This window comes from Serratia surfactantfaciens (genome assembly GCF_001642805.2).
Classification (GTDB): domain Bacteria; phylum Pseudomonadota; class Gammaproteobacteria; order Enterobacterales; family Enterobacteriaceae; genus Serratia; species Serratia surfactantfaciens.
On sequence record NZ_CP016948.1, the window covers coordinates 3349007 to 3375607 of the forward strand.

Sequence of the window (26601 nt, forward strand, 5' to 3'; positions counted from 1 at the left end):
CCTCCTCTCATTCTGGACCGCTGAGCGACCTTACCGTAATCATTCACCGAAACAATGATTTTCTGGGGAGGAATCCGGGTTTCAGACTATTCCTGACTCAGGCCCGACGCTGCTGCAACAGACGCAGAGTGAGTAATACTCCGAGCGCCACCAGCAGCGCCGCCGCCAGATAGATCGGCGGCACGCCCGCTTGCCCAATCAACAGCCCGGCCAGCGGTCCGGTGATGCCCAACGCCAGATCGAGGAAGGCCGAATAGGTGCCGAGCGCCGTCCCCTGATTCTGCGGCGGCACCTGCTTGACCGCCTCGACGCCCAGCGCCGGGAACACCAGCGAAAAACCGGCGCCGGCCAGCAACGCGCCGGTTTGCACCATCCAGGGCTCGCCGGCTTGCCAGATCAACAGCAGCCCGACGATCTCCACCAGAAACGACGCCAGCGTCACCTTCAGGCCACCGTGGCGATTGATGACGTTGCTGAAGATCAGGCGGATGCCGACGAAGGCGCAGCTGAACAGCGTCAGCGAAAACGCCGCACCGCTCCAGCCCTTGTCGGCGTAGTAAAGGGTGATGAACGTGGCGATCACGCCGAAGCCGACGGTGCCCATCGCCAGTCCCAGGCCATAAGCCCAGATACGGCCGAGCACCGCGCTGAAGGCGATGCGTTGCCCGGCGGCGATCGAGACGTCCGGTTTGCCGCTCGCCAACAGCAGCGCGACCGCAACCGCCAGCACGATCAGCGCCGCCACACCGGCCAATCCCCACTGCTGGTTCAGATACACGCCGAGCGGCGCACCGGCCGCCATTGCGCCGTAGGTGGCGACGCCGTTCCAGGAAATCACGCGCGCGGTGTGCATCGCCCCGACCCGGCCGATACCCCACAGCGTGGAACCGGTGCTGGCGAAACTTTCGCCGACGCCGAGAAACACCCGCCCCACGCACAGCAGCAGCAGGCTGAGCCACGGCCAGCCGTCAACGCCGAACGCCAGCGCGTAAAACAGGCCGCTGACGCCGCAGCACGCCAGGCCGAACAGCACCACCTTCTTCGGCCCCAGCAGATCGGCGTAGCGCCCGGCGTGCGGGCGGCTGAACAGCGTGGCGAAGTACTGCGCGCTGATGATAAGGCCCGCCAGCACCGAGTTGTAGCCCAGGTGGTTATGCACAAATCCCGGCAGCACCGCCAGCGGCAGGCCGATGGTCAGGTAGCAGACGAAGGTGAACATCACCACGGACAGAATGCGTCGGTTCAACTGGAGGTTATTTTCTGCGGTCATCGAAGGTGGCTCGCATCGGACGGGGTAGGCGAAGCTCTCCAGCATACCCCGATGAGATTTGATGATAAATGAGAGAGTGATAACGAATTATTATTTAACTAAGTCTTTGCTGCCTGCGCCATTCGCTGGGATTGGCACCATATACGCGCAAGAATTCGCGGTTAAAATTCGACTTGGTGGTAAATCCCGACTCATGCATGATTTCGGTTATCGGGCGGTCGCCGACAAGCAGCCTTCGCGCCGCCTCACCGATGCGCAATTGGTTCACGTATTGCGAGACATTCATCCCGGCATACTGATTGATGGCCTGCGACACCCGGCGCGCCGGCAATCCACTTTTGCGCGCCAACAGCGCCAAATTCAGCTCCGGTTGCAAATAAAGATCGTCTTTCAGCAATTGCTGTTGCACCTGAACAAACCAGTGGTGGATCTGGTCATCATTCACTGCGACGACTTTAACAGGCTCCGGCGTTTCCTCGACCGGTTGCTCCGCCGGCCGGGTGCGGGACAAGACCAGGTACACGCCCAACGTAAGCAGCAGAGTGTCGACCGTCACCAACAGGCCGGCATGTCGCCCGCCAAACCAGGCAAAATCGAGGGTAATGATCAGCTCCGCTATCGCGACGGTGAACAATAAAATGGCTAACCCACACCACAGACGGCAGCAGAGCCAGCTTTCCGCCAACGCCACCTGCTTCAAACTGTTCTCACCGCCGCGCAGTGCATACCACAAGGCCGCGCCGTAACCCGCATCGGCGGCAATAATCAACGCATCCAACCAAACTGGCGCATACCAACTGGCCAACAGCGTCAGGCATAAGGGCGCAAAATGCCAGACATCGGCAAGCCGCAATCGCCCCTGCGTGCTCACCCGGAAGGCCAGCCAGACCAGCACCGGGATCATGACGGCTCCCATCGGCTGCAACCGGTTGAACTGCGTTAAGTCGTAACCGTAACGCAACCCCACCAGCAGGCTTTGCCATGCGCACAGCAGCAGTAACAGCTGGAAAACCCAACGCCGGGCGCTGGGCCGGCCAAGGCGAAGCAACAGCCCGCAGCACAGCAGGCTGAACAAAAAGGTAACGGGAATGAGCGGCATTCATTACGCCTTATCCAAAGAGACGAAGCGGAAAAGTGTATGGCCTTAAGTCTGTTAAAACAATAATTTAACGACCTTGATCGCGATCGAGGTCGCCGAGAGGCACAGCCGATGTCACCTTTGCGCTTTTGTCGTAATGAGGATGTGAGGATGAAAAAGTTACTGTCCCTGTGGCTGCTGCTGTGCACGACGGCCAGCGCATCGCCTTATCAGATCGCCATTCATGATGAAGCGTTTTCCCGGGGTTCGCGCACGCTCGCCAGCCGTATTTATTATCCCACCGAGGCCGAAGGCCCACGACAAAACGTCGGTGCCAATCCGGTATTCACCGGTATTGCCGGCCAAATTGACGCACCACCGGCCAGGGGCACCTTTCCCTTGGTGGTGTTCAGTCACGGCAGCGGAGGGAACAATACCAGCCAGGCCTGGCTGGCGGCAGCGCTGGTTAGCCATGGCGTGGTGGTGATTGCCGCCAACTCACCCGGCAGTACCACCGGCGACTCAGTCCCGGCGCAGTCCATCAATCTTTGGCGGCAAACCGAAGATATCTCCGCGCTGATTGACGCGATCGGCGCCTCCCCTCGCTGGGCTGCTCTCGTCAACCCTCACGCCATCGGCGTTGTCGGCCACTCCAAGGGCGGTTACAGCGCTATCGCGGCCATCGGCGGCAGAGTCAGACTGGCAGATTTCATCGCCGGTTGTCGGCAACGGCCGCAGTCACCCAATTGCCGGTTCTATACCCAGGCCAGGGTTGACCTGACGCAGGTCGCCGCCGATCGGTTCGATGCCGATTATACCGACCCGCGTATCCGCTTTGCCGTCGCCCTCGATCCCGGCATGGTGCCCTATCTGCGGCCGGAGAGTTTGCGTCACCTAAACAGCCCCTTGTTGATTATCGAACCGCAAAACTATCTGCCAAGCGAGAAAGGCTCGCGTTTGGGTGGGGCGTCGCTGGCAGCTAACGGCGCTGAACAGCCTATCCGCGCACAGCGATTAACCCGCGGCAATCATTTCGATTTCTTACCCATTTGCCAACCCAACGGCCGCAAAATTTTGGCCTCTGAAGAACAGGAAGCAGAGGTACTATGCGCAACCACGCCTGCCCAACGTGAATGGGTACATCAGCAAACGGTGGCGGCAATATTGCCGTTCATTCGCCCCTGGCTACCCGTGCGCGCAGAAAATCGATAAACGCCCGCACCTTCTCCGGCACATGGCGGGTGTTCGGGTAGAGCGCATAGATGCTCTGCTCAGGGAAACGGTGATCCGGCAGCAACCGTTGTAGCCTGCCGGCATCGATTTCGGGCTGCGCCAGCCACGCCGGCAGCAGCGCCACGCCGCCGCCATGCAAGGTGAACGCCAGCAATGCCGCAGCGCTGTCGCCGGTGAGCGTCGCGGCGTCCGCGACCTTGAACAGCACCGCTTCGCGCTGCGGCGTGATCACCTGCCAGCTGAGCGGCGAACTGAGCCGGCTGTGGGCGATCCACTGCGCCTGTGCCAGATCCGTCAGCGAATGGATCGGCCGGTCGGCCAGATAATCCGGCGCCGCCACCGGAAAAATGGCGAAGCTGTCGATCAAGGCCGCACGGTGGCTGGAATCCGCCAGTTGCCCCAGGCGGATCGCCACGTCGAAGCGCTCCGAGATCAGATCGGCATGGTAAGAAGAAGAGACATGCTGGATGCGCAGGCGCGGATGCTGTCGCGAAAACGCCGCCAGCGCCGGCACCACCACCTGCGCGCCATACTCCGGCGTGCTGGTGATACGCAGCACGCCGCTCAACCCATGATGATCGCGGCGCACGTCGTCCAGCACATTTTCCGCCTCCTGCAGCAGCTGCAGGCTGCGCTGGTAGAAACGCTCGCCGGCATCGGTCAGCGATAGCCGCCGGGTGCTGCGCGCCAGCAGTGAAACCCCCAGCTCGTTCTCCAGCTGCTTGACGTTAAAGCTCACCACCGCCTTGGTTTGCCCCAGCGCCACCGCGGCGGCGGTAAAGCTGCCAGCCTCCACCACCGCCGCGAAGATCGCCAGGCGCTGCAAATTCAGCATTTCGATACCCTTATTGTCAAAATGATTTTGACAGTGTAATCGCCCGCCGCCGATTTATCCGCACTTTTCCCCCCGCTACACTGCTCGCCTTCAACCGGAGGCACCATGTCTTATCGCAGCAAAGTGGCAATCGTCTATCTGCTCGGCTTTTTCGTCGATCTGATCAATATGTTTATCGCCAACGTCGCCTACCCCGCCATCGGCCAGGCAATGCGGGCGTCGGTCAGCCAGCTGGCGTGGGTCAGCAACGGCTATATTCTCGGCCTGACGCTGGTGATCCCGCTCAGCGCCTGGCTGGCGCAGCGCATCGGCGGGCGCCGGGTATTTATTCTTTCACTGGCGCTGTTCATGCTGGCCACCCTCGGTGCGGGCAACGCCGAGAGCATCGGCGCGCTGATCGGCTGGCGCACCCTGCAGGGCATGGGCGGCGGCTTGCTGATCCCCATCGGCCAGACGCTGACCTATCAGCTGTATCGCAGCCATGAACGCGCCGGGCTGTCGGCGGCCATCATGTTAGTCGGGCTGCTGGCGCCGGCGCTGTCACCGGCGCTGGGGGGCTGGCTCGTCGATCGGTTGGATTGGCGCTGGGTGTTTTTCGCCAACCTGCCGCTGGCGGCCTTGGCGCTGGCGCTGGCGGCGCTATGGCTGCGCGCGGAAACATCGGCGACGGAGCGAAAACCGCTCGACGCCACTGGCCTGCTGAGCGCCTGCGCGGCGTTGACGCTGCTGCTGCTCGGCCTGACGCGGCTCAGCGAAGCCGGTCATCAGGCTTCCGGCACGGCGCTGCTGATCGCCGGCCTGCTGGTGCTGGCCTATTATCTGCGCCATAGCCTGCACACTCCGCAACCGCTGCTGAACCTGCGACTGATCGGCGACCCGCTGCTGCGCAACGCCATGGCGGTTTACTTATGCATTCCCGGCCTGTTCATCGGCGTCAGCCTGGTGGCGATGCTGTATCTGCAAAACCAGCTGGCGATGCCCGCCGCTCAGGTGGGCGGCCTGATGCTGCCCTGGGCGCTGGCGTCGTTCCTGGCTATCACGCTGACCGGCAAAAGCTTTAATCGCCTCGGCCCGCGGCCGCTTTTGATCGTCGGCTGCCTGCTGCAAGGCGCCGGCATGCTGACGCTGGCGCAGATCGATCAGGCCGGGCAGCATGTGCTGCAGATCGCCGCCTTCGCCCTGATGGGGTTCGGCGGCAGCCTGTGCAGCAGCACCGCGCAGAGCAGCGCGTTCCTGCAGATCCCCGACGGCCAATTGGCGGACGCCAGCGCGCTGTGGAATATCAACCGCCAGCTCAGTTTCTGCCTCGGCGTGGCGCTGCTCAGCCTGCTGTTGAATCTGCTGCTGACCGTGTTGCCACCCGCAGCCGCCTACCGAACCTGCTTTATTCTGGCGGGCGCCAGCGTACTTATTCCGCTGCTGTTGTGCCTGCGTCTCGCCAACCGCGCCATCGTGCGCCAACTCAACGCTAAACAGGATGCTGTATGAACCCGTATTTTACCGAAGTGATCGACGCCCACATCGCCATTGAGCGCTGGCTGGGCAAAGGGGCTGGAGAGGAACAGGCGCTGCTGGCGCGCTTTACGCCGGATTTCAGCATGATCGCGCTGAACGGCGCCCCGCTGGATTTCACCGCGCTGTGCGCTTTTTTCCGCGCGCATCGCGCCGCCAAACCGGGATTGGAAATCGAGATAGAAGAGATGAAGCTGGTGGCCGAATGGCCGACGGGCGCGGTAGTCAGTTATCGAGAAAAACAGCGGTTGCCAGGGCAAAGCGCCACCCTGCGGCACTCCACGGTGGTGTTCGAGCGTCTGCCCGCCGCAATCGGCTGGCGACATTTGCACGAAACCGCTATGGCGCAGTAATCACAAAAAGCTGCCGGCCAAAAACAGTTCCCAGCCGACGATCACCCCGCACAGGGTCACCGCGCTGAAAATGACTTCAAACAGATAGCGATTGATCATCGTGCGTAGCCTCAAAAGAAGACACCCGGAAGAACCGGGTGTCTGAAATACGGGCTGGATCATGCGGAACCTTTCGGTTCCGCAAACATCACTTAATTAAGCTTTTTTACCGGCTTTTTTGTGGTGTTTTTTAGCGGCCTGAGCTTTCTGCACTGGCGCTTTTTTGTGGTGCTTTTTAGCAGCCTGGGCTTTCTGAGCTGGCGCTTTTTTGTGGTGCTTTTTAGCGGCCTGAGCTTTCTGGGCTGGCGCTTTTTTGTGGTGCTTAGCTTTCTTGTGGTGCGTTGCTTTAGCTGGCGCTTTTTCAGCAGCAGCCGCTGGCGCAGCGGTAGTGGTGGTCGCAGCTGGAGCAGTGGTGGTAGCCGGAGCAGTAGCTGCAGTATCAGCAGCGAAAGCAACAGAAGACAGACCCATAGTGGCAGCAACGATCAGCGCTAATACTTTTTTCATCTTTAAATCCTCAGAGTGTTGTTTCGGTAAGCTCCGGTGGAGCCGTTGAAACAGATACTAGTGGAATCAAACCGCCGTTTCCGTGAGTGATTGGTTTCGCCGAGTAACCAAATGTACAACGTTTGTGAATGGCGCTTGTGAACCCTATCGGCGGATATATGCTGTAGAAAGACGCCCTCGGCACAGGTCTGTTCACGCTATGAAAACCGCCTCGTTGAAACACGCGCCCGGCCGCTACGCCGGCCTGGCCCTCGCCGGCCTGCTGCTGCTGACGCTGCTCTATCTGTTCGTGCGGCACTGGGCGGAGTTCGTGCAGTACTGCATTAACTTCCAGATTTACATGCACCGCTATCTGGTGCTCTATCTGCTGCAGCAGCGCAACCAGCAATACAGCGGCGGGCTGATGCTGACGCTGGCCAGCTTCGCTTACGGCTTCCTGCACTCCATCGGCCCCGGCCACGGCAAGTTCGTCATCACGACCTACTTGGCCACCCATCGCCAGCAGTTGAACGCCAGCCGGCTGATCACCCTATTGGGTAGCCTGATGCAAGGTGTCGTTGCCATTGTGTTCGTGGTGGTGCTGGCGGTGGCGCTTAACCTGTCGATGGGCGATCTCAGCCTCAGCCGTTACTGGGTAGAAAAAGGCAGCGCGTTATTTATCGCCGCCTTCGGCCTGATGGTCATCCTGCGCGCCGGCGGCTGGCGGTGGCGCCGTTCACCGGTCATCAAAGCGCTGCATCCGGCGGACCATCCGCATACGGCGGCATGCGAATGCGGCCACCGACATCAACCCAGCGCGGCCGAACTGACCGGTGGCTGGCGCAACGCCCTGTGGTTGATCGTCTCGATCGGCATTCGTCCGTGCAGCGGCGCGATCCTGATCCTGGTCTTCGCCAACGCCATCGGCATGTTCACCTGGGGCGTGATCTCCGCCATGAGCATGGCGCTGGGCACCGGGCTGTCGATCATGATCCTCGCCACGCTGGTGCACCACGCGCGCGAGCGCTTTCTGACCAGCCAACCCGGCCTGACGGGCTATTATCTGGCACAGGTTTCCCGCATCGCGGTAATGCTCGGCGGCGTAATTCTTATCCTGTTCGCGCTGGTGCTGTTCAATTCCGTGATCCCGGTCAGCGCTAACGGCGATTTCATCGCCGCCGGTTGTTAACGCCGGCGAATCGTCGTTTTTTTCCGTGATCGGCCACACAAATCTCAGCATGGTCTACACTTAAAAGACATGTGTCGAAACGGAGAGCCGAATGTTTAAGAAAGCAGAAAGAACAGAACGCGACATCGATCAGGACGTCACTCTGTTGGCCGATACGCTGGATGAAGTGTTGCGTGAGTCCGGTGACAAGACCAAAGAGGAACTGAAAGAGCTGCACAGCAAGGCGAAAGGCGTGCTGCGCGACGCAAGGGCGCGGTTCAATGGCTCCACCAGTCTGACACAGCATGCGCGCGACGCGGTCGATCAAGCCGACAGCTATGTGCGTGACAAACCCTGGCAGGGCGTAGGGATCGGTGCCGCTGTCGGCATCGTGCTCGGCGTGCTGCTGGCCCGGCGTTAACACCCCTGCAGTCATAAAGATAAAACAGATGTGCGTCTGGCCCGCGGAAATCGCGGGCCGTTTAATTTGCGCGTTTGAACAGCTGCGCCAACCCCTGCACCGCCCGCTCTGTCTCTTCTCGCCGGCTGAAATTGGCGAATCCCAACAGTAATCCTTGCCCCGCCGGATGATCGATTTGCCAATCCGACAACGCCTGCGCCGCCAACCCGTGCTGCCACGCTTGCGCCGCCAACGGCGCATCCGCCAGCCCGTGATGCAACCGAGCCAATAGCTGAATGCCGCCCTGCTGCGGCACCACCGTCAGCCATGCCCCCAGCTGCCGTTCCAGCGCCTGCGTCAACCACTCGCGCCGCTGGCGGTACACCGGCCGCATGCGTTTCAGGTGGCGGTAGAAATGACCTTGGCGGATGAAATCCGCCACGCCGGCCTGCAGCAGCGGCGGGCAGCCGCAGCCGCGCAGCCGGCTGCTGCGCGCGAATACCTCCGTCAGATCGGCGGGCACCACCAGATAAGCCATGCGCAGCGCCGGGAACAGCGTTTTGCTGAAAGTGCCGGCGTACAGCACCCGTCCCTGAACATCGAGACTTTTCAGCGGCGGCAGCGGCCGCCCGTGATAGCGAAATTCGCTGTCGTAGTCATCCTCGAGGATCCAGGCCGCACGCTGCTGCGCCCAGTCGAGCAGCGCCATGCGCCGCGCCAGGCTGAGCGAGACGCCAAGCGGGCTTTGATGAGTCGGCGTCACCACCGCCAGCCGCGCCTCGGGCTCAGTCAGGATACCGGCGGCGACGTCCATGCCCTGTTCATCCACCGGCACGGCGACCGGCCTCACGCCAGCGGCCCGCAGCAGCGGGCGCGTGACCGGATAACCGGGATCTTCAATCCATACCGAGTCACCGGCGTGCAACAGCGTCTCCACCACCCAGTCCAACAGCGCCGGGTAGCCGGCGCAGAGGAAAATCTGTTCCGGCCGGCAGCTGATGCCGCGCGACAAATGCAGATAATGGGCGATCGCCTCACGCAGTTCAGGCAGGCCGCCGGCCGGCGGCAGCGCCAGGGAAGCCACCGTAGAACCTCGCAGCTGGCGGGCGACAATGCGCTGCCACAGCGCCCGAGGAAACGCATCCAGTGCCGGCACGCCCAGTTGGAAAGGCTGCAGCATGCCCTGCGGCTGCAGCGGATCGGGCGCCACCGCCGGCAGCGACGGCGCAGCAGACGCCGCCCCCTGCATGGGTGGCAACTGCGGCGAGACATAGGTGCCCGCCTGCCCCCGGCTCAGCAAGAAACCTTCGGCGATCAGTTGAGCATAGGCGCTTTCCACCGTGGCACGCGCCACGCCAAGATCGCTCGCCAACCCGCGCACCGAAGGCAGCCGGCTGCCCGCCGCCAGGTTGCCCTGGGCGATGGCGTCTTTGATTCGCAGATAAATCTGCCGGTACAGCGGCTCGGCGAGCCGGCTGTCCAAACGCAGCGAGGTCAGGAAAGTTGGCATCATGGCCCGGTTAAATAATCATTTTATGGCCCTATAGCATAGACCATAAGGCCGCTAAAGTAGCGTCATGATTTCGTTACTCCCCATTGAGGTTGACCATGATTAAGCAACGTTTGAACTACGCCGAGCTGGCGCCCGCCCCGTACAAAAATATGGTGGGCGCGCTGATGGCGCTGGAGAAAGGCGCTCTGGACAAAGCGACCATCGAGTTGATGTTTATGCGCGTTTCGCAGATCAACGGCTGCGCCTACTGCCTGGACATGCACGGTAAAGCGCTACGCGAAAACGGCTTCAGCCATGCCAAACTCGATACGCTGGCGGGCTGGCGCGTCAGCCATGAATTCAGCGCACGTGAGCGCGCGGCTCTGGAATGGGCCGAGTCGGTGACGCTGATCGCCGCCACCGGCGCGCCGGACAGCGCTTTTGAGGCGCTGAAAGCACACTTCAGCGACGCCGAGATCGCCGATCTGACCTTTGCCATCAGCATCATGAACGCCTTCAACCGACTGGCCGTCAGCATGCGTCAATAATGCGTTCGCCTCCCCCTCTTCTCTGAGAGGGGGAATTTCCCACCCGCAAAAAAAATTTTCCCCTCGCCTTCCCAGCCCCGACGCGGTCTGCGTATCACCTTACACAAAACACCATATATAGCGCGGTTGATAAAACAAATATCAACATATAGTATTTTATAGGTCAGCCGCAGGGAATGTCGTTCGGTTGATAACGCCGTCAGAAACGCCAGGAACGATGCTCCGTTATCTGACTTGTCCGCCTTTCCTTCAGTCTAAAAGGTAAATGCGAATCATGAGCATTATTATTTACAGTAAGCCGGACTGTGTCCAGTGCAACGCCACCTATCGCGCATTTGATAAGCAGGGGATTGATTATCAGGTGATCGATCTCACCCAGGATCAGCAGGCGCTGAACCACGTTAAATCATTAGGTTATCAGCAGGTTCCGGTGATTATCGCCGGTGACGATCACTGGTCCGGTTTCCGTCCGGACAAAATCGGCGCGCTGGCGCTCACCTGCTGAGGCCCGCCGATGAATCCGCTGGTCTATTTCTCCAGCAGCTCGGAGAACACCCATCGATTCGTTGAGAAACTGGGCCTGCCGGCGATCCGCATTCCGATCGCCGGCGCCCGCAGCAAATTGCTGATGGAACAACCCTATATCTTGATCGTGCCCAGCTATGGCGGCGGCAGCGCCGTCGGCGCGGTGCCGATCCAGGTGATCCGCTTTCTCAACGTTCCGCAAAACCGTTCCTACCTGCGCGGCGTCATCGCCGCCGGGAACACTAACTTCGGCGCGGCATACGGCATCGCCGGCGACATCATCGCCAAAAAATGCCAGGTGCCTTTTTTGTACCGCTTCGAGCTGCTCGGCACCTCGCAAGACGTTGAAAACGTTCGACAGGGAGTAACCGCATTTTGGCAACGACAGAACTGACCAGGCCCGAGACGGGCGCGCTGGATTACCATTCGCTCAACGCGATGCTCAATCTTTACGATGCGGAAGGCCGGATCCAGTTCGACAAGGATCGGCTGGCGGCGCGGCAATACTTCCTGCAGCACGTCAACCAAAACACCGTGTTCTTCCATAACCTGGAGGAAAAGCTGCGCTATCTGGTGGAAGAAGGCTACTACGAGCCGCAGGTGCTGGCGCAGTACGAGTTCCCGTTTATCAAGCAGCTGTTCCAGCAGGCCTACGCCAAAAAATTCCGCTTCGAGACCTTCCTCGGCGCCTTCAAGTACTACACCAGCTATACGCTCAAAACCTTCGACGGCAAGCGCTATCTGGAACGCTACGAAGATCGGGTGTGCATGGTGGCGATGACGCTGGCGGCGGGCGATACCGCCCTGGCGCAGGATCTGGTGGAGGAGATGATTTCCGGCCGCTTCCAGCCGGCCACGCCGACCTTCCTCAACTGCGGCAAACGCCAGCGCGGCGAACTGGTCTCCTGCTTCCTGCTGCGCATCGAAGACAATATGGAATCGATCGGCCGGGCGGTGAACTCCGCGCTGCAGCTGTCGAAACGCGGCGGCGGCGTGGCCTTCCTGCTGAGCAATATTCGCGAAGTGGGCGCGCCGATCAAGCGCATCGAAAACCAGTCTTCCGGCGTCATTCCGATCATGAAAATGCTCGAAGACGCCTTCTCCTACGCCAACCAGCTCGGCGCGCGCCAGGGAGCCGGCGCGGTGTATCTCAACGCCCACCACCCGGACATTCTGCGTTTTCTCGACACCAAGCGGGAAAACGCCGACGAGAAGATCCGCATCAAAACGCTGTCACTGGGGGTGGTGATCCCGGATATCACCTTCGAGCTGGCGAAGAACAACGAAGAGATGTACCTGTTCTCGCCCTACGACGTCGAGCGGGTGTATGGCTTGCCGCTGTCTGAAATCAGCGTCAGTGAAAAATACCGCGAGATGGTGGACGACAAGCGCATCCGCAAGTCGCGCATCAACGCGCGCGAGTTCTTCCAGGTGCTGGCGGAGATCCAGTTCGAATCCGGCTACCCGTATGTCATGTTCGAGGACACGGTTAACCGAGAGAACCCGATCGCCGGTCGCATCAACATGAGCAACCTGTGTTCGGAGATCCTGCAGGTCAACCGCGCCAGCACGTATCATGAGGATCTGAGCTACGATCGCATCGGCAAGGACATCTCCTGCAACCTCGGCTCGCTGAACATCGCCAAAACCATGGACGCGCCGGACTTCGGCAAGGCGATCGAGACCGCGATCCGCGCGCTGACCGCGGTGGCCGACATGAGCGACATCCGCTCGGTGCCCTCGATCGCTGAAGGCAACCGCAGCGCCCGCGCCATCGGTCTGGGCCAGATGAACCTGCACGGTTACCTGGCGCGCGAGCGCATCTTCTACGGCTCGGAAGAAGGCATCGACTTCACCAATCTCTATTTCTATACCGTGGCCTATCACGCCATCCGCGCCTCGAATCGGCTGGCGATCGAACGCGGCGGCACGTTCGACGGCTTTGAGCACTCTCGCTATGCCAGCGGCGAGTACTTCGACAAGTACACCGAACGCGACTGGCTGCCGCAGACCGAGCGGGTGCGCGAGCTGTTCGCCGCCGCCGGCATCGCTATTCCGGGCCGCGACGAGTGGCGCGCGCTGCGCCAGTCGGTGATGATGCACGGGCTGTACAACCAGAACCTGCAGGCGGTGCCGCCGACCGGTTCCATCTCGTACATCAACAACGCCACTTCCAGCATCCATCCGATCGTTTCGCGCATCGAGATCCGCAAGGAGGGTAAGATCGGCCGCGTTTACTATCCCGCGCCTTACATGACCAACGACAACCTGGCGTATTACCAGGATGCCTACGAGATTGGCCCGGAGAAAATCATCGATACCTATGCCGCCGCCACGCAACACGTCGATCAGGGGCTGTCGCTGACGTTGTTCTTCCGCGATACCGCCACCACCCGTGACATCAACCGCGCGCAGATCTACGCCTGGCGCAAAGGCATCAAGACCATTTACTACATCCGCCTGCGCCAGATGGCGCTGGAAGGCACCGAGGTGCAGGGCTGCGTGTCCTGCTCGCTGTGAGGCAACTTATGACGACCGTAACATCGGCGCCGCTGGTGCGCGCCATCAACTGGAATATTATCGAAGACGACAAGGATCTGGAGGTGTGGAACCGCCTGACCTCCAACTTCTGGCTGCCGGAGAAGGTGCCGCTGTCCAACGATATCCCCTCCTGGGCCACGCTGACGCCGAAGGAGCAGCAGCTGACCATTCGGGTGTTCACCGGGCTGACGCTGCTGGACACCATCCAGAACACTGTCGGCGCGCCGGCCCTGATCGCCGATGCGCTGACGCCGCACGAAGAGGCGGTGTACTCCAACATCAGTTTTATGGAGGCGGTGCACGCCCGCTCTTACAGCTCAATCTTCTCCACCCTGTGCCAAACGCCGGACGTGGATGACGCCTATCGCTGGAGCGAGGAAAACCGCGCGCTGCAGAAGAAAGCCGGCATCATTCTGGCGCACTACCGCAGCGACGATCCGCTGCTGAAAAAAGTCGCCAGCGTCTTCCTCGAGTCGTTCCTGTTCTATTCGGGCTTTTACCTGCCGATGTACTGGTCCAGCCGCGCCAAGCTGACCAACACCGCCGATCTGATCCGCCTGATCATTCGCGACGAAGCGGTGCACGGCTACTATATCGGCTATAAGTTCCAGAAAGGGCTGGAGAAGGTGGACGCCGCGCGGCGCCAGCAGGTGAAAAACTTCGCCTTCGATCTGCTGCAGGATCTGTACGACAACGAGGTGCGTTACACCGAGGAGCTGTACGACGGCGTCGGCTGGACGGAAGACGTGAAGACCTTCCTGCACTACAACGCCAACAAGGCGCTGATGAACCTCGGGTATGAAGCGCTGTTCCCACCGGCGATGGCGGAGGTCAACCCGGCGATCCTGTCGGCGCTGTCGCCGAACGCCGACGAAAACCACGACTTCTTCTCCGGTTCAGGTTCGTCCTACGTTATCGGCAAAGCGGTCAACACCGAGGATGAGGACTGGGATTTCTAAGGCTGGCTGACTCTATCAGGAAACGCCGCTAGCGGGGGTGCGGTGTGTTATCCCCGCTCAACTATTTGTTTTTATTTAAATCATCACGCAGCTCAAGCCGCCGCCAGATGGCGCGTTTCTCCGCGTCGCTGGCGGTCGGCCAGGCGGCGATCTCCGCCCGCGTGCGCCGGCATCCCCGGCACTGCTGCGTCTCATCATCAAGCCGACACAGGCTGACGCAGGGCGACCTGACGCCGAGATGAGAGTGCTGATTGTTGCCCGCCATAAACCGCCCTTGATGTGATGTGTGCCGCCACAGGATACCCGATCCGGCGGCGGCGCGCCGTCAATCAGATGATGCCGCCGTTGGCGCGCAGGGTTTGGCCATTGATCCAGCCGCCGTCGGCCCCCGCGAGAAAGGCCACCGCCGCCGCGATGTCTTCCGGCGAGCCCAGGCGTTCCAGCGGCGCCATCTTCGCCAGCCGCTCGATAAGCTCCGGGGTTTTGCCGTCGAGGAACAAGCCGGTGGCGGTCGGCCCCGGCGCGACGGCGTTCACCGTGATATTGCGGCCGCGCAGCTCTTTCGCCAGCACGCTGGTCAACGCCTCGATTGCCGCCTTACTGGCGGCATACATGCCGTAACCCGGCTGCAGCAACCCCACCACGCTGGAGGAAAAGTTGATGATGCGACCGTTGTCGCGCAGGCGCTTCGCCGCCTCGCGCATCGTGTTGAAACTGCCTTTCAGGTTGATGTCGAGCAGGCGATTCACCTCTTCATCCCCCATGTCCGCTATCGGCGCCAGCGCGATCACCCCGGCGTTATTGACCAGGACATCGACGCCGCCAAACGCCTGTTCGGCGCTGTCGAACAGCCGGGCGACCGCAGCCGCATCGCTGACGTCGGCCTTGACGCTCAAGGCGCGGCCGCCGCGCTGTTCTATCTTGCGCGCCAGCTCGTCGGCCGGTGCCGGGTTGCCCGAATAGTTGATGACGACGGTAAAGCCGTCGGCGGCCAAGCGCTCGGCGATAGCGGCGCCGATGCCGCGCGATGCGCCGGTAACGATGGCGACAGGAGGCGTTTTCTGGTTCATCGGGAGATCCTTAAAGAAAGCAACGGGCAGAGCGTTCATCATGCACTGTTTATCACGGCGAATCAGCCCTGATTCTCTGGCATCATAATCCCAAATTATCGAACAATGCCGCTGGGCTCTGTTCGATGGCCGCCCGTTGGGCGGCCATGTCCATTACAGCGCGCCGTAGTTCAGCGGCACCCAGGTATAGCCTTCACCCTGGCGGTTCAGGTAACCCAATCCCGGGAACGACAGGTGTGCGCCACCGACCAGCTCGCTCTGCCGTGCACTGTCGCTGAACACCCGCAGCCGCTGGGCGACCGCCGCCTTGGCGTCGCTATCAAAGCCGATCGCCACCTTCGGATGCGGCATCTGCACCGCCGCTACGTGGATCAGATCCCCCAACAGCAGCAGCTTTTTACCCTGACTCGTCACCTGATAGACGCTGTGGCCCGGCGTATGTCCATGGGCGGCAAAGGCGGCAATGCCCGGCGAAAGTTCACCGTCGCCGTTGAACGGCTTAAAATGGCCGGCCGTCTGGTAAGGTTTGATCGCCGCCTGGGCTCTTTCGAAGTTGCTTTTGCTCTCCGCATTAGCCTGTTTCAGCCGCTCGGCGCTTAGCCAGAAGTCCGCATCCTGGCTGGCGGCGCGCACCACCGCATTGGGGAATACCGCCTTGCCATCGCGCGTCAGACCGCCAAGATGGTCCGGGTGCATATGGGTCAGGTAGATCTCATCCACCTGTTCCGGCTGGTAGCCCGCCGCGCGCAGGTTATCCACCAGCTTGCCCAGCCCGCCGCCCAGCAGTTGGCCGGCACCGCTGTCGATCATCACCAGCTTGTCGCCGGTATTGATCAGATAGGCATTGACCGAGGTGACCACCGGCAGGCTTTGATGCTGCTCGGCTAACCCGGCGGCGATCTGCTGCGGCGTGCTGTTCAGCAACAGTTTGTCCGCCGGCAGGCGAATGATGCCGTCAGACAATGCGGTCACTTCAAAACCGCCCAACATGATGCGGTAGAATCCCGGCGTCGGGGTTTTGGCCTGCGGCGCGGCGGCCCCGGCCTGTAATGACATAACGGCCAGCGCCGCCCCCAGCAGACAACGTTTCCAGAACATGATGACTCCTTGCGAGAATTGAACAGCGCTAAGTATTGACGCAAAAAGCCCGATGCGCCTGTTTAATAAATGCCTTTGATAAATATATAAATAATATATTTACTGTGAATAATTTTGTTTGTTAATTCACACAACCCCAATCAATATTTTCTCGCTCGCCACTTGGTTATTTTCCTTACTCCCTAAACCACGAGTAAGGAAATAACATGAGCTATCAATTCGAAAACCTGGTCTTTGAAGGCGGCGGCGTAAAAGGCATCGCCTATGGCGGCGCGCTGGAGCTGCTGGAAGCCAAAGGCATCATGCCGCAGATCAAGCAAACCTCCGGTGCCTCGGCGGGCGCCATCGCCGCGCTGCTGGTCGGCCTGGGCTGCAGCTCGGCAGACGTAACCAAAATTCTGTCGGCGATGGATTTTAAAAAATTCCTCGATTATAACGGCGGCTTTTTCGGCACGATCCAGGACGCCTATCGGCTGTTCAATCAATACGGCATCGCACCCGGCGATTATTTCTATCAATGGTCGCGCGATATTATCAAGCAATATACCGGCAACCCGGATATTACTTTCGAGCAGTTCGAAGCGATGAAGGCGGCGAAAGGGTTCAAGTCAATTTACTTTATCGGCGCCAACCTCAACAGCGGTCAGCGCGAGGTCTATTCTCACCGCACCACGCCGCGCATGAAAGTGGCGGACGGCCTGCGCATTTCGATGTCGTTCCCGTTCGCCTTCGTGGCAAAGAACAATACCCTGGGCGATCTGTGCATGGACGGCGGCATGATCGACAACTATCCGGTGCGGCTATTCGATTATGACTTCTCCGCCACGCCACCTTACATCGACAGCTCCAGCCAGCGCATCAACACCCGCACGCTGGGCCTTCGCCTGGATTCCGCCAGCGAAATCGCCCAGGCCGCCGGCCAGGCAGGCCCGCGCACGCCGGTCAACAACCTGTTTGATTTCACCCTGGCGGTGGCCAACGTGATGCTGGACATCCAAACCAAGGTGCATCTGGACAGCGATGACTGGAAACGCACCGTGTATGTCGACACGCTCGACGTCGGCACGCTGGAGTTCGGCATCAGCGAGGAGAAAAAACGCGCGCTGATCGAATCCGGCCGTCGCGGCGTAGAGCGCTACTTCGCCTGGTATGACGCCGCCATGAAGCAAGCGGCATAACCGGTGCTTTCCCGCCTGCGCGGCCGGCCGGCGCGCGGGCAAAAAAATCCCCGCGGGGGCGGGGAAAGGCAAAGTAATGCTAAGGATTTATAGGAGTTATACGAAGAACTTGGCCAACACCAGCAGCGACAGCGAGACGTTGATAGCGCCGCCGATACGGGTTGCGATCTGGGCGAACGGCATCAGCGACATGCGGTTGCCGGCGGTGAGGATCGCGACGTCGCCGGTGCCGCCCTGCCCACTCTGGCAGCAGGAGACGATCGCCACGTCGATAGGGTGCATACCGATTTTCTTACCGACGAAGAAACCGGTCGCCACCAGCGCGCTGACGGTCGTGACGATCACGATCAGGTTCTGTACGGTAAACGCGTCCACCAGCTCTTGCCATGGCGTGATGGCCACCCCGACGGCGAACAGGATCGGATAAGTCACGGCGGTGCGGAAGAATTTGTACACCACCTGCGAACCTTCCTGAATGCGCGGCGATACCCCGTGCGCCAGTTTCACCGCCACGGCGGCGAACAGCATGCCCACCGGCGCCGGCAGGCCGATCAGACGGTGCAGCAGCATGCCCACCATATACAGCAGAATGGCCAGCAGCGCGCCGCAGGCGATAGTGCTGACATCAACCTTGCCGCTGATTTTTTCCACCGCGTTCATGTCGCCGTCGCCCTGCTTGCTCGGCATCAGGCTGCCTTCGCCGGTCAGATGCGGATAACGCTTGCCCAGTTGATTGAGCAGGCCGGCGATGACGATGGCGGTCAGGCTGCCGAGCATCACGATCGGCAGAATGCGCCCCAACGCCACGCCTTGCTCCATGTGCAGGATCGCCGCGTAGCCCATCGACAACGGAATCGCCCCTTCACCGACGCCACCGGCCATGATCGGCAGGATCAGGAAGAAGAAGATCTGGAACGGCTCCAGGCCCAGCGCCATGCCGACGCCCATCCCCACCAGCATGCCGACGATCTCGCCGCACAGCATCGGAATGAAGATGCGCAGGAAGCCCTGGATCAACACCTGGCGGTTCATGCTCATGATGCTGCCGACGATGATGCAGCAGATGTAGAGATAAAGAATGTTGGTCGATTTGTAGAACTTGGTGGTCGATTCCACCACCACGTCCGGCAACAGGCCATAGTGCACCAGCGCGGAAGGAATGAAGGTGGCGCAGATCGCCGCCGCGCCCATTTTGCCGATCAGCGGCAGGCGCTTGCCGAATTCGCCGCAGGCGAAACCGAAGAACGCCAGCGTGGCCACCATCACCACGATGTCGCTCGGCAGCTTGCCTTCCAGGCAGTCGAGCAGAATCAATACGCCGGCCAGAATAAAGAACGGTAACGGAATGATCCCTACTTTATAATTGTCCAGTATCCGCCACCATTTTTCACGCAGAGGAATATCGGCGGTCTTGTCTTTGGCTACGAGGTAAGAATCATCTGTTGTGCTCATAATCTGGCCTCTTATTAGTTTGTTCAGCCATCATAGAGAAGCGCACGGATTATCTGCTGTGATTATGTTCAAAATTAAAAAGGGTTTTTAATGGTGGTTATGGTTTCTATGGGGTTAATTAAGATTATGTAAAACCCGGCGTGGTTTTAATGGTGTTAATACCGTTTTTATTTTAAAGCTTATCAACTTTATCGCAGACGAACAATTCTCGTCCGTTTCACTCTAATCCCGTGTGAGGGATCACAAGTTGATCGGGCGCAATATTACAGACCCCGCTTCTCGTGATAGGGTAAGGCTTCAGGATCTCTTTACGGTAAAGCTCCGCCATGCGCCTTAAACTCTCATTTCAAATCAAACTGTTTCTGTGCCTGGTGGCCTTCTCCTGCCTGCTGCTGACCTGCATCGGCGCCTACACCTATTATCAGCTGGATGCGCAGCTGCACCGCGATCTCGGCGCCCGCGCCCAGGTGCAGGCGCGGGAAATCGCCCTTATCCCTTCGTTGGTGGACGCGGTGGAAAAGAGTGACGCCGCCAGGATCGCCGCGCTGATGAAAAAAATCCGCGCCAGCAGCGATGCCAGCTATATCGTTATCGGCGATAATCACGCCCGCCATCTTTATCATTCCGAATATGAAGGCCGCCTGGGTACGCCGATGATCGGCGGCGATAATAAAGAGGTGTTGGAAGGCAAAAGCATTATTTCCATTCGCAAGGGCGGCATCGGCGTATCATTACGCAGCAAGGCGCCGATCCTGGATGAAAATAACCGCGTTATCGGCATCGTTTCCGTCGGCTATTTGAAATCGCATATTGATAGTTTAAATGCCAGGACGTTGACGCAAATTATCGGCTCCATCGTCCTGCTGCTGATCGCCCTTTTCGTTTTTTCCTGGCTGCTGTCGAAAAACCTCAAGCGCCAGATGTTCTGGCTGGAGCCGAAAGAGATCGCGCTGCTGGTGCGCCAACAAAAAGCGCTGCTGGAGGCCATCTATGAAGGGGTGATCGCCGTCGATCCGCAGCTGCGGATCATCACCATCAACCATGCGGCGCGCGAGCTGCTCGATCTGCACCAACCCGCCGCCAGCTTGCTGGGCCGGCCGATCGGCGAAGTGATCCAGGCGCAGCCGAACTTCTTCGGCGCCGCGCAGCTGGGCCAGGATACGCACGATGAGGTGTGCCGTTTCAACCACGTGCGGGTGATCGCCAGCCGGGTGCGCATCATGCAGGAGCAGGAGCTGCAAGGCTGGGTGATCAGCTTCCGCGACAAGAACGATATCAATACCCTGAGCAGCCAGCTCAGCCAGGTGAAACGCTATGCCGACAACCTGCGCATCATGCGCCACGAGCAGCTGAACTGGACCGCCACGCTGGCCGGACTGCTGCACATGCAGCGCTATGACGAGGCCATCCGCTATGTGGAAGCCCAGTCGGAGGGCGCGCAGGAGATCCTCGATTTCATTTCACAGCGCTTCAGTTCGGCGGCGCTGTGCGGCCTGCTGCTGGGCAAATACTCCAGCGCCAGAGAAAAAGGCATCGAATTGCGCTTCGATCCGGCCTGCCAGCTGCGGCAGATCCCGGCGGCGCTGAATGAGACCGAACTGATGTCGATCGTCGGCAACCTGCTGGATAATGCGGTGGAAGCGACGCTGCACTGCCCGGCCCCGCACGACGCGATCGAACTCTATATCAGCGACAGCAGCAACGAGCTGGTGATCGAGGTGGCGGATCGCGGCACCGGCATCGCCGAGGAAATTCGTGATACGCTGTTTGAACAGGGCGTGACCACCAAAGCGGATAAAAGCGACCACGGCATCGGCCTGCATCTGGTCGCCAGCCATGTGGCGCAGGCGCACGGCAGCATAGAAGTGTCGGACAACGAGCCGCACGGCGCGATATTCTCTATATTTATCCCTAAATAAAACCCATAACCCGATTTTTTTGAGCACCCGATTATGTCACACCAAGCACTGGACGTTCTGATCGTGGAAGACGAGCCGCAACTGGCGACACTGCACGCGGAGTTCATCGAGAAAAATTTCAACCTGCGGGTGGTGGCCTATGCCGCCACGCTGGCCGAAGCGCGGGCCAAAGCCAACGAGCATCAGCCGCGTCTGATCCTGCTGGATAACTTCCTGCCGGACGGCCAGGGCATCGAGCTGATGGAAGAACCGGCGGTAAAAAACCCCGCCTGTTCGGTGATCTTCATCACCGCCGCCAGCGACATGCATACCTGCAGCCAGGCGATCCGCAACGGCGCCTTCGATTACATCATCAAACCGGTGTCCTACAAGCGGCTGCGCAATTCGCTCGAGCGTTTCATGCAGTTCGTACAGACCCAGCGCACCTTCAAGATCATCGACCAGGACAACGTCGATGCGCTGTATAACCTGCAGTCGAAACAGTTCTCCAGCGAGCCGAGCGCCAAAGGCATCGAAACCAACACCCTTGAGCTGGTGCAGGCGCTGTTTATCGCCCAGCCGGCGGTGGCGCATGCGGTGGAAGACGTGGTTGAACAGGTCGGCATCAGCAAAACCACCGCCCGCCGTTATCTGGAATACTGCGTCGCCACCCAGTTCGTGCGAGTGGAGATGCTGTACGGCAATATCGGCCATCCGCGACGGCTGTATCGCAAGGCCTGAGGCTGCCATCTGGCTGTCATATTCAGGCGATAACATAGCGCCCGACGATATCCCCCTCGATATCGGCACCTGTCGTTAACACTGATGAAATACTGATGACTTTTACCCGGCCTCTGGTCGGGTTTTTTATTATGCGAACGGCAGGTGCAGAACCGAAATATCCCATTGCTTCACGCCGTGTTATTCCCTCCTAAAACCAATCATGATGGCGAATAACGGCCGGCAATTTTGAGTCACGGGCCAAATTACCATAACTAATTAAAACCTTGATGTAAACCACTAATATCCCATTTAAATGACATTGAGGGTTGTCTCAGATATTCACTGTGTTAGGGTAAAAAGCTCTTTTATTTTGCTAAGGACAGCCCATAACGCTTTAATTAAACCAGAGGAAACAGCAAATTGCATGGCAATTAAACTCGAAGTAAAGAACCTGTATAAGATATTTGGCGAACACCCGGAACGCGCATTCAAACTGCTGGATAAAGGTCTGACAAAAGATCGGCTGTTGGAAAAAACCGGCTTATCGCTCGGCGTAAAAGACGCCACTCTGGCCATTGAAGAAGGCGAGATATTTGTCATCATGGGGCTCTCCGGTTCCGGCAAGTCCACCCTGGTACGCCTTCTCAATCGTCTGATAGAACCCACCCGCGGTCAGGTGCTGATCGACGGTGAGGACATCGCCAAAATATCCGACGCCGCGCTGCGCACCGTGCGGCGAAATAAGATCAGCATGGTATTTCAGTCATTCGCGCTTATGCCGCATATGAATGTCCTGAATAACACCGCCTTTGGCATGGAATTAGCCGGCATACCGCTGCAAGAACGCCAGGAAAAAGCGCTGGACGCCCTGCGCCAGGTCGGGCTGGAGAATTATGCATTGTCTTATCCGGATGAATTATCCGGCGGCATGCGTCAACGCGTGGGATTAGCCCGTGCGATGGCCAATGACCCGGATATATTATTGATGGACGAGGCCTTCTCGGCGCTCGATCCGTTAATTCGCACCGAGATGCAGGATGAGCTGGTGAAATTACAGGCCCAGCATCAGCGCACCATCGTATTTATTTCCCACGATCTGGACGAAGCGATGCGCATTGGCGATCGCATCGCCATCATGCAGGGCGGCGAAGTGATCCAGGTCGGCACGCCGGACGAGATCCTGAATAACCCGGCCAACGACTATGTGCGCACTTTCTTCCGCGGTGTGGACATCAGTCATGTGTTCAGCGCCAAGGATATCGCCCAACGGCGCCCGGTAACGCTGATCCGCAAAACTCCCGGCTTTGGCCCACGCTCGGCGCTGCAGCTGCTGCGCGATGAGGACCGTGATTATGGTTATGTTGTTGAACGCGGGAAGAAATTTATCGGCGTGGTGTCGATAGAGTCGCTGAAAAAGGCGCTGTCCGCCAATCAGACGCTGGACGATGCCCTGCTCGAAGCGCCCGCCGCCGTGCCGGCCGACACGCCGCTCAGCGATCTGATCTCTCTGGTCGCCCAGGCGCCGTGCGCGGTACCGGTGGTATGCGAAGAACATAACTATCTCGGCATCATCTCCAAGGCCATGCTGCTGCAGGCGTTGGACAAGGAGGGCTCCGCCAATGAGTGATACCACGCAAACCCAAGATCCCTGGGCTACCGCACCGGCCGATACCGGCGCCGCACCCGCTCACGATGCCGCCGCCAACGCCGGCGACGCCTGGTCCAGCGCGCCACAGCCGGCCGCTCATGACGCCGCCGCGTCAGGCGCCGATTGGCTGAGCAGCGCCCCGGCCCAGCCGGAGCACTTCAGCCTGCTCGATCCGTTCCACAAAGCCTGGGTGCCGTTCGACGCCTGGGTCACGCAAGGCATCGACTGGCTGGTGCTGCACTTCCGCCCGCTGTTCCAGGGCATCCGCGTGCCGGTGGACATGATCCTGAGCGGCTTCCAGCAACTGCTGCTGGGCATGCCGGCACCGATCGCCATTCTGGTGTTCTCGCTGCTCGCCTGGCAGGTCGCCGGTTTCGGCATGGGCGCCGCAACGCTGCTCTCCCTGGTCGCCATTGGCGCCATCGGCGCCTGGTCGCAGGCGATGGTCACGCTGGCACTGGTGCTGACCGCGCTGTTCTTCTGCATCCTTATCGGCCTGCCGCTCGGCATCTGGCTGGCGCGCAGCAAGCACGCCGCCAAGGTGATAAGGCCGCTGCTCGACGCGATGCAAACCACCCCGGCCTTCGTCTATCTGGTGCCGATCGTCATGCTGTTCGGCATCGGCAACGTGCCGGGCGTGGTGGTGACCATTATCTTCGCGCTGCCGCCGATCGTGCGTCTGACCATTCTCGGCATCAAGCAGGTGCCGGAGGATCTGATCGAGGCCGCCGAATCCTTCGGCGCCAGCCCACGCCAGCTGCTGTTCAAGGTGCAGCTGCCGCTGGCGATGCCGACCATCATGGCCGGCGTGAACCAGACGCTGATGTTGGCGCTGTCGATGGTCGTCATCGCCTCGATGATCGCCGTCGGCGGTCTGGGGCAGATGGTGCTGCGCGGCATCGGCCGGCTGGATATGGGCCTGGCCGCCGTCGGCGGCGTCGGCATCGTGATCCTGGCGATCATTCTCGATCGCCTCACCCAATCGCTGGGGCGCGATCGCCGCAGCAAGGGCATCGGCCGCTGGTACCGTCGCGGCCCTATCGGGTTGCTTACCCGCCCGTTCATCAAACAAGCCTGACGCTTTTCCCGCCGGCGGCTGTGGCCCCGGCGGGCTATGACACCACCACATTGAAAGAGGGGAAACACTATGCGCACCACGGGCATCTGGGCTCTCGCCCTGACGACGCTGATTGGTACACAGAGCGCCATTGCGGCGGATTTGCCCGGTAAGGGGATCGCGGTACAGCCGGTGCAAAGCACCATTTCCGAAGAGACTTTCCAGACGCTGCTGGTTAGCAAGGCGCTGGAAAAACTGGGTTACGACGTGAAGGAACCGCGCGAGGTGGATTACAACGTCGCCTACACCTCCATCGCCTCCGGCGACGCGACCTTTATCGCGGTCAACTGGGATCCGCTGCACGCCGATCAGTACAAGGCCGCCGGCGGCGACGCCAAGTTCTACCGAGAAGGCGTCTACGTCAACGGCGCCGCGCAGGGTTACCTGATCGACAAGAAAACCGCCGAGCAGTACCACATCACCAACGTCGAGCAGCTCAAGGATCCCAAGATCGCCAAGCTGTTCGACACCAACGGCGACGGCAAGGCCGATCTGACCGGCTGCACCCCGGGGTGGGGCTGCGAGGCGGTGATCAACCACCACATCAAGGCCTACGGCCTGAGCAACACCGTCGAACACAATCAGGGCAACTACGCGGCGATGATCGCCGACACCATCACCCGCTACAAAGAGGGCAAGCCGGTGCTGTATTACACCTGGACGCCGTACTGGGTCAGCGATGTGATGGTACCGGGCCGCGACGTGGTCTGGCTGCAGGTGCCGTTCTCCTCCCTGCCGGGCGAGCAGAAAAGCGTCGATACCAAGCTGCCTAACGGCGCCAACTACGGCTTCCCGGTCAACACCATGCGTATCGCCGCCAACAAACAGTGGGCCGAAGCCAACCCGGCGGCCGCCAAGCTGTTCGCCATCATGAAGCTGCCGATCGCTGACATCAACGCGCAAAACCTGCGCATGCACGAAGGCCAGGCTTCGGAAGCCGACATCCAAAACCACGTTAACGGCTGGATCAAGGCGCACCAGGCGACCTTCGACGGCTGGGTGAAAACCGCCGCCGCCGCGGCGAAGCCGTAACCGCTCGGGGGCGCCGCAACCGCGCGCCCCTTACCCCGCCAGATCGATGCCGCTGAACTGTAAAAAGCGTGCGGCGGCATTCGACAAGGGCTGCGGCCAAATGCAGTACACCTGGCGCCGCGGCCCGTCTTCAATCGGGATCGACACCAGCGCGCTTAAGCGTTGCGCGGTCGAGATCGGTACGATCCCCGCCGCCAACCCGCGCCGCACCAGATTCTCCAGCCACTCGATATGATCGATCTCAAAACTGACATGCCGGCGGATACCCGCCGCCAGGAAGGCGCGATCGGTTTGACGCCGCGCGCCGGTGCCGCTGTAGAAATCCACCAGCGGCACTTCCGCGAGCGCCTGCAGATTCACCCGCTCGCGGTTGGCCAACGGATGCTGCGGCGCCACCAACGCCACCAGCGGCTCATCGGTCAACTGCCGGTGCGACATCGGCAACAGGTCGACATCGCCGGGCCAGATGCCGACGAACGCCATATCGCACTTCTGCTGACGCACGTCCTCCAGCAGGGCTTCGCTCATGCCGACGTACAGGCGAATGTTCACCGCCGGATAGTGGCGATGAAACTTGTCGAGCTTTTCGGTCAGATCAATCGCGTTTATGGTTGAAATGGTGCCGATGGTGAGCGTGCCGGACACCGCATCGCCGGCGGCGGTCACTTCTTCCACCAGCGCCTGCTGCGCCGCCAACAGCCGCTGCGCCGACGGAATGAAAGCCTGGCCGGCGGGCGTCAGCCGCACCCGGCGCGAGGTGCGTTCAAACAGCGTACAGCCCAGCTCTTCTTCCAGTTTGGCGATCTGGTGGCTGAGCGCCGACTGCACCGTATGGCAGCGCTGCGCCGCCCGGGTAAAGCTCTGCTCTTCCGCCACCGCCAGCGCATAGCGGATCTGTTTCAGGTTCATGGCATCTATCTTGAAATGAGATAAATAAAATGAAAAT

26 protein-coding genes are annotated in these 26601 nt (G+C 60.2%); 16 read left to right on the forward strand and 10 right to left on the reverse strand.

Annotated features, from left to right (window positions below):
- Positions 1-97: 97 nt before the first annotated feature.
- Positions 98-1270 carry an MFS transporter gene (locus tag ATE40_RS15800; RefSeq protein WP_084799174.1) on the reverse strand — a complete coding sequence of 391 codons (1173 nt, stop codon included), beginning with the start codon at positions 1268-1270 and terminating at the stop codon, positions 98-100.
- Between the two features lie 94 nt (positions 1271-1364).
- Positions 1365-2345, reverse strand: coding sequence for a helix-turn-helix domain-containing protein (locus tag ATE40_RS15805; protein ID WP_244889051.1), 981 nt, complete (start codon positions 2343-2345; stop codon positions 1365-1367).
- A gap of 135 nt (positions 2346-2480) precedes the next feature.
- Here ATE40_RS15805 and ATE40_RS15810 point away from each other — a divergent pair, with 135 nt between their 5' ends.
- Positions 2481-3560: an alpha/beta hydrolase family protein gene (locus ATE40_RS15810; RefSeq protein WP_244889052.1), complete on the forward strand. Its 1080-nt coding sequence runs from the start codon at positions 2481-2483 to the stop codon at positions 3558-3560.
- On the opposite strand, the gene ATE40_RS15815 is transcribed toward ATE40_RS15810, so the two are convergent.
- Positions 3520-4416 (reverse strand): LysR family transcriptional regulator, encoded by an 897-nt coding sequence (locus ATE40_RS15815; protein WP_063919948.1) that lies wholly within the window; start codon positions 4414-4416, stop codon positions 3520-3522. The genes ATE40_RS15810 and ATE40_RS15815 overlap by 41 nt on opposite strands.
- 105 nt (positions 4417-4521) lie before the next feature.
- Between ATE40_RS15815 and ATE40_RS15820 the strand changes: the two genes are divergently transcribed.
- On the forward strand, positions 4522-5904 hold the full coding sequence (locus tag ATE40_RS15820) for an MFS transporter (protein WP_063919949.1): 1383 nt from the start codon (positions 4522-4524) through the stop codon (positions 5902-5904).
- Positions 5901-6281 carry a DUF4440 domain-containing protein gene (locus tag ATE40_RS15825; protein ID WP_063919950.1) on the forward strand — a complete coding sequence of 127 codons (381 nt, stop codon included), beginning with the start codon at positions 5901-5903 and terminating at the stop codon, positions 6279-6281. The genes ATE40_RS15820 and ATE40_RS15825 overlap by 4 nt, the downstream gene beginning before the upstream one ends.
- 195 nt (positions 6282-6476) lie before the next feature.
- On the opposite strand, the gene asr is transcribed toward ATE40_RS15825, so the two are convergent.
- Positions 6477-6827 carry an acid resistance repetitive basic protein Asr gene (gene asr, locus ATE40_RS15830; RefSeq protein WP_004928953.1) on the reverse strand — a complete coding sequence of 117 codons (351 nt, stop codon included), beginning with the start codon at positions 6825-6827 and terminating at the stop codon, positions 6477-6479.
- Positions 6828-7026: 199 nt separating this feature from the next.
- Here asr and ATE40_RS15835 point away from each other — a divergent pair, with 199 nt between their 5' ends.
- Together ATE40_RS15835 and ATE40_RS15840 are read left to right on the forward strand one after the other, a co-directional pair.
- Positions 7027-7995 (forward strand): nickel/cobalt transporter, encoded by a 969-nt coding sequence (locus ATE40_RS15835; protein WP_063919951.1) that lies wholly within the window; start codon positions 7027-7029, stop codon positions 7993-7995.
- A gap of 91 nt (positions 7996-8086) precedes the next feature.
- Positions 8087-8395: an ElaB/YgaM/YqjD family protein gene (locus ATE40_RS15840; protein ID WP_004928950.1), complete on the forward strand. Its 309-nt coding sequence runs from the start codon at positions 8087-8089 to the stop codon at positions 8393-8395.
- 61 nt (positions 8396-8456) lie between these two features.
- Here ATE40_RS15840 and pdxR read toward each other — a convergent pair whose 3' ends face one another.
- Positions 8457-9887, reverse strand: coding sequence for a MocR-like pyridoxine biosynthesis transcription factor PdxR (gene pdxR, locus ATE40_RS15845; protein ID WP_063919952.1), 1431 nt, complete (start codon positions 9885-9887; stop codon positions 8457-8459).
- A 95-nt stretch (positions 9888-9982) separates the two neighbouring features.
- Between pdxR and ATE40_RS15850 the strand changes: the two genes are divergently transcribed.
- The 5 genes from ATE40_RS15850 to nrdF all read left to right on the forward strand — a co-directional run bounded on the left by ATE40_RS15850 (position 9983) and on the right by nrdF (position 14439).
- Positions 9983-10414, forward strand: a complete 432-nt coding sequence (locus ATE40_RS15850; RefSeq protein ID WP_063919953.1) for a carboxymuconolactone decarboxylase family protein — start codon at positions 9983-9985, stop codon at positions 10412-10414.
- 274 nt (positions 10415-10688) lie between these two features.
- Positions 10689-10919, forward strand: coding sequence for a glutaredoxin-like protein NrdH (gene nrdH, locus ATE40_RS15855; RefSeq protein WP_004928934.1), 231 nt, complete (start codon positions 10689-10691; stop codon positions 10917-10919).
- A gap of 9 nt (positions 10920-10928) precedes the next feature.
- Positions 10929-11333, forward strand: a complete 405-nt coding sequence (gene nrdI / locus ATE40_RS15860) for a class Ib ribonucleoside-diphosphate reductase assembly flavoprotein NrdI (RefSeq protein WP_063919954.1) — start codon at positions 10929-10931, stop codon at positions 11331-11333.
- Positions 11315-13459, forward strand: a complete 2145-nt coding sequence (nrdE, locus tag ATE40_RS15865; protein WP_071892032.1) for a class 1b ribonucleoside-diphosphate reductase subunit alpha — start codon at positions 11315-11317, stop codon at positions 13457-13459. Before nrdI ends, nrdE begins: the two co-directional genes overlap by 19 nt.
- Before the next feature lie 8 nt (positions 13460-13467).
- The gene (nrdF, locus tag ATE40_RS15870) at positions 13468-14439 is read left to right on the forward strand and encodes a class 1b ribonucleoside-diphosphate reductase subunit beta (RefSeq protein ID WP_004928917.1); all 972 of its coding nucleotides are present in this window, start codon (positions 13468-13470) and stop codon (positions 14437-14439) included.
- A gap of 61 nt (positions 14440-14500) precedes the next feature.
- Here nrdF and ATE40_RS15875 read toward each other — a convergent pair whose 3' ends face one another.
- The 3 genes from ATE40_RS15875 to ATE40_RS15885 form a co-directional block, all read right to left on the reverse strand.
- Positions 14501-14704, reverse strand: coding sequence for a DUF1289 domain-containing protein (locus ATE40_RS15875; protein ID WP_063919956.1), 204 nt, complete (start codon positions 14702-14704; stop codon positions 14501-14503).
- A gap of 64 nt (positions 14705-14768) precedes the next feature.
- On the reverse strand, positions 14769-15509 hold the full coding sequence (locus ATE40_RS15880; protein WP_063919957.1) for an SDR family oxidoreductase: 741 nt from the start codon (positions 15507-15509) through the stop codon (positions 14769-14771).
- Positions 15510-15662: 153 nt separating this feature from the next.
- Positions 15663-16607, reverse strand: a complete 945-nt coding sequence (locus tag ATE40_RS15885) for an MBL fold metallo-hydrolase (RefSeq protein ID WP_019455581.1) — start codon at positions 16605-16607, stop codon at positions 15663-15665.
- Between the two features lie 206 nt (positions 16608-16813).
- Between ATE40_RS15885 and ATE40_RS15890 the strand changes: the two genes are divergently transcribed.
- Positions 16814-17785 (forward strand): patatin-like phospholipase family protein, encoded by a 972-nt coding sequence (locus ATE40_RS15890; protein ID WP_019455582.1) that lies wholly within the window; start codon positions 16814-16816, stop codon positions 17783-17785.
- 96 nt (positions 17786-17881) lie between these two features.
- On the opposite strand, the gene ATE40_RS15895 is transcribed toward ATE40_RS15890, so the two are convergent.
- A complete protein-coding gene (locus tag ATE40_RS15895) occupies positions 17882-19237 on the reverse strand; it encodes a 2-hydroxycarboxylate transporter family protein (protein WP_019455583.1) in 1356 nt (451 codons plus the stop codon).
- Between the two features lie 326 nt (positions 19238-19563).
- On the opposite strand from ATE40_RS15895, the gene ATE40_RS15900 reads away from it, so the two are divergent.
- The 5 genes from ATE40_RS15900 (at position 19564) to proX (ending at position 25655) form a co-directional block, all read left to right on the forward strand.
- On the forward strand, positions 19564-21156 hold the full coding sequence (locus ATE40_RS15900; RefSeq protein ID WP_063919958.1) for an ATP-binding protein: 1593 nt from the start codon (positions 19564-19566) through the stop codon (positions 21154-21156).
- Between the two features lie 33 nt (positions 21157-21189).
- On the forward strand, positions 21190-21876 hold the full coding sequence (locus ATE40_RS15905) for a response regulator (RefSeq protein WP_019455585.1): 687 nt from the start codon (positions 21190-21192) through the stop codon (positions 21874-21876).
- Positions 21877-22282: 406 nt separating this feature from the next.
- Positions 22283-23485 (forward strand): glycine betaine/L-proline ABC transporter ATP-binding protein ProV, encoded by a 1203-nt coding sequence (gene proV, locus ATE40_RS15910; protein ID WP_063919959.1) that lies wholly within the window; start codon positions 22283-22285, stop codon positions 23483-23485.
- Positions 23478-24584, forward strand: a complete 1107-nt coding sequence (proW, locus tag ATE40_RS15915; protein ID WP_063919960.1) for a glycine betaine/L-proline ABC transporter permease ProW — start codon at positions 23478-23480, stop codon at positions 24582-24584. Before proV ends, proW begins: the two co-directional genes overlap by 8 nt.
- 69 nt (positions 24585-24653) lie before the next feature.
- Positions 24654-25655 carry a glycine betaine/L-proline ABC transporter substrate-binding protein ProX gene (gene proX / locus ATE40_RS15920; RefSeq protein WP_063919961.1) on the forward strand — a complete coding sequence of 334 codons (1002 nt, stop codon included), beginning with the start codon at positions 24654-24656 and terminating at the stop codon, positions 25653-25655.
- Positions 25656-25685: 30 nt separating this feature from the next.
- Here proX and ATE40_RS15925 read toward each other — a convergent pair whose 3' ends face one another.
- On the reverse strand, positions 25686-26564 hold the full coding sequence (locus ATE40_RS15925) for a LysR family transcriptional regulator (protein ID WP_019455589.1): 879 nt from the start codon (positions 26562-26564) through the stop codon (positions 25686-25688).
- Positions 26565-26601: the final 37 nt, after the last annotated feature.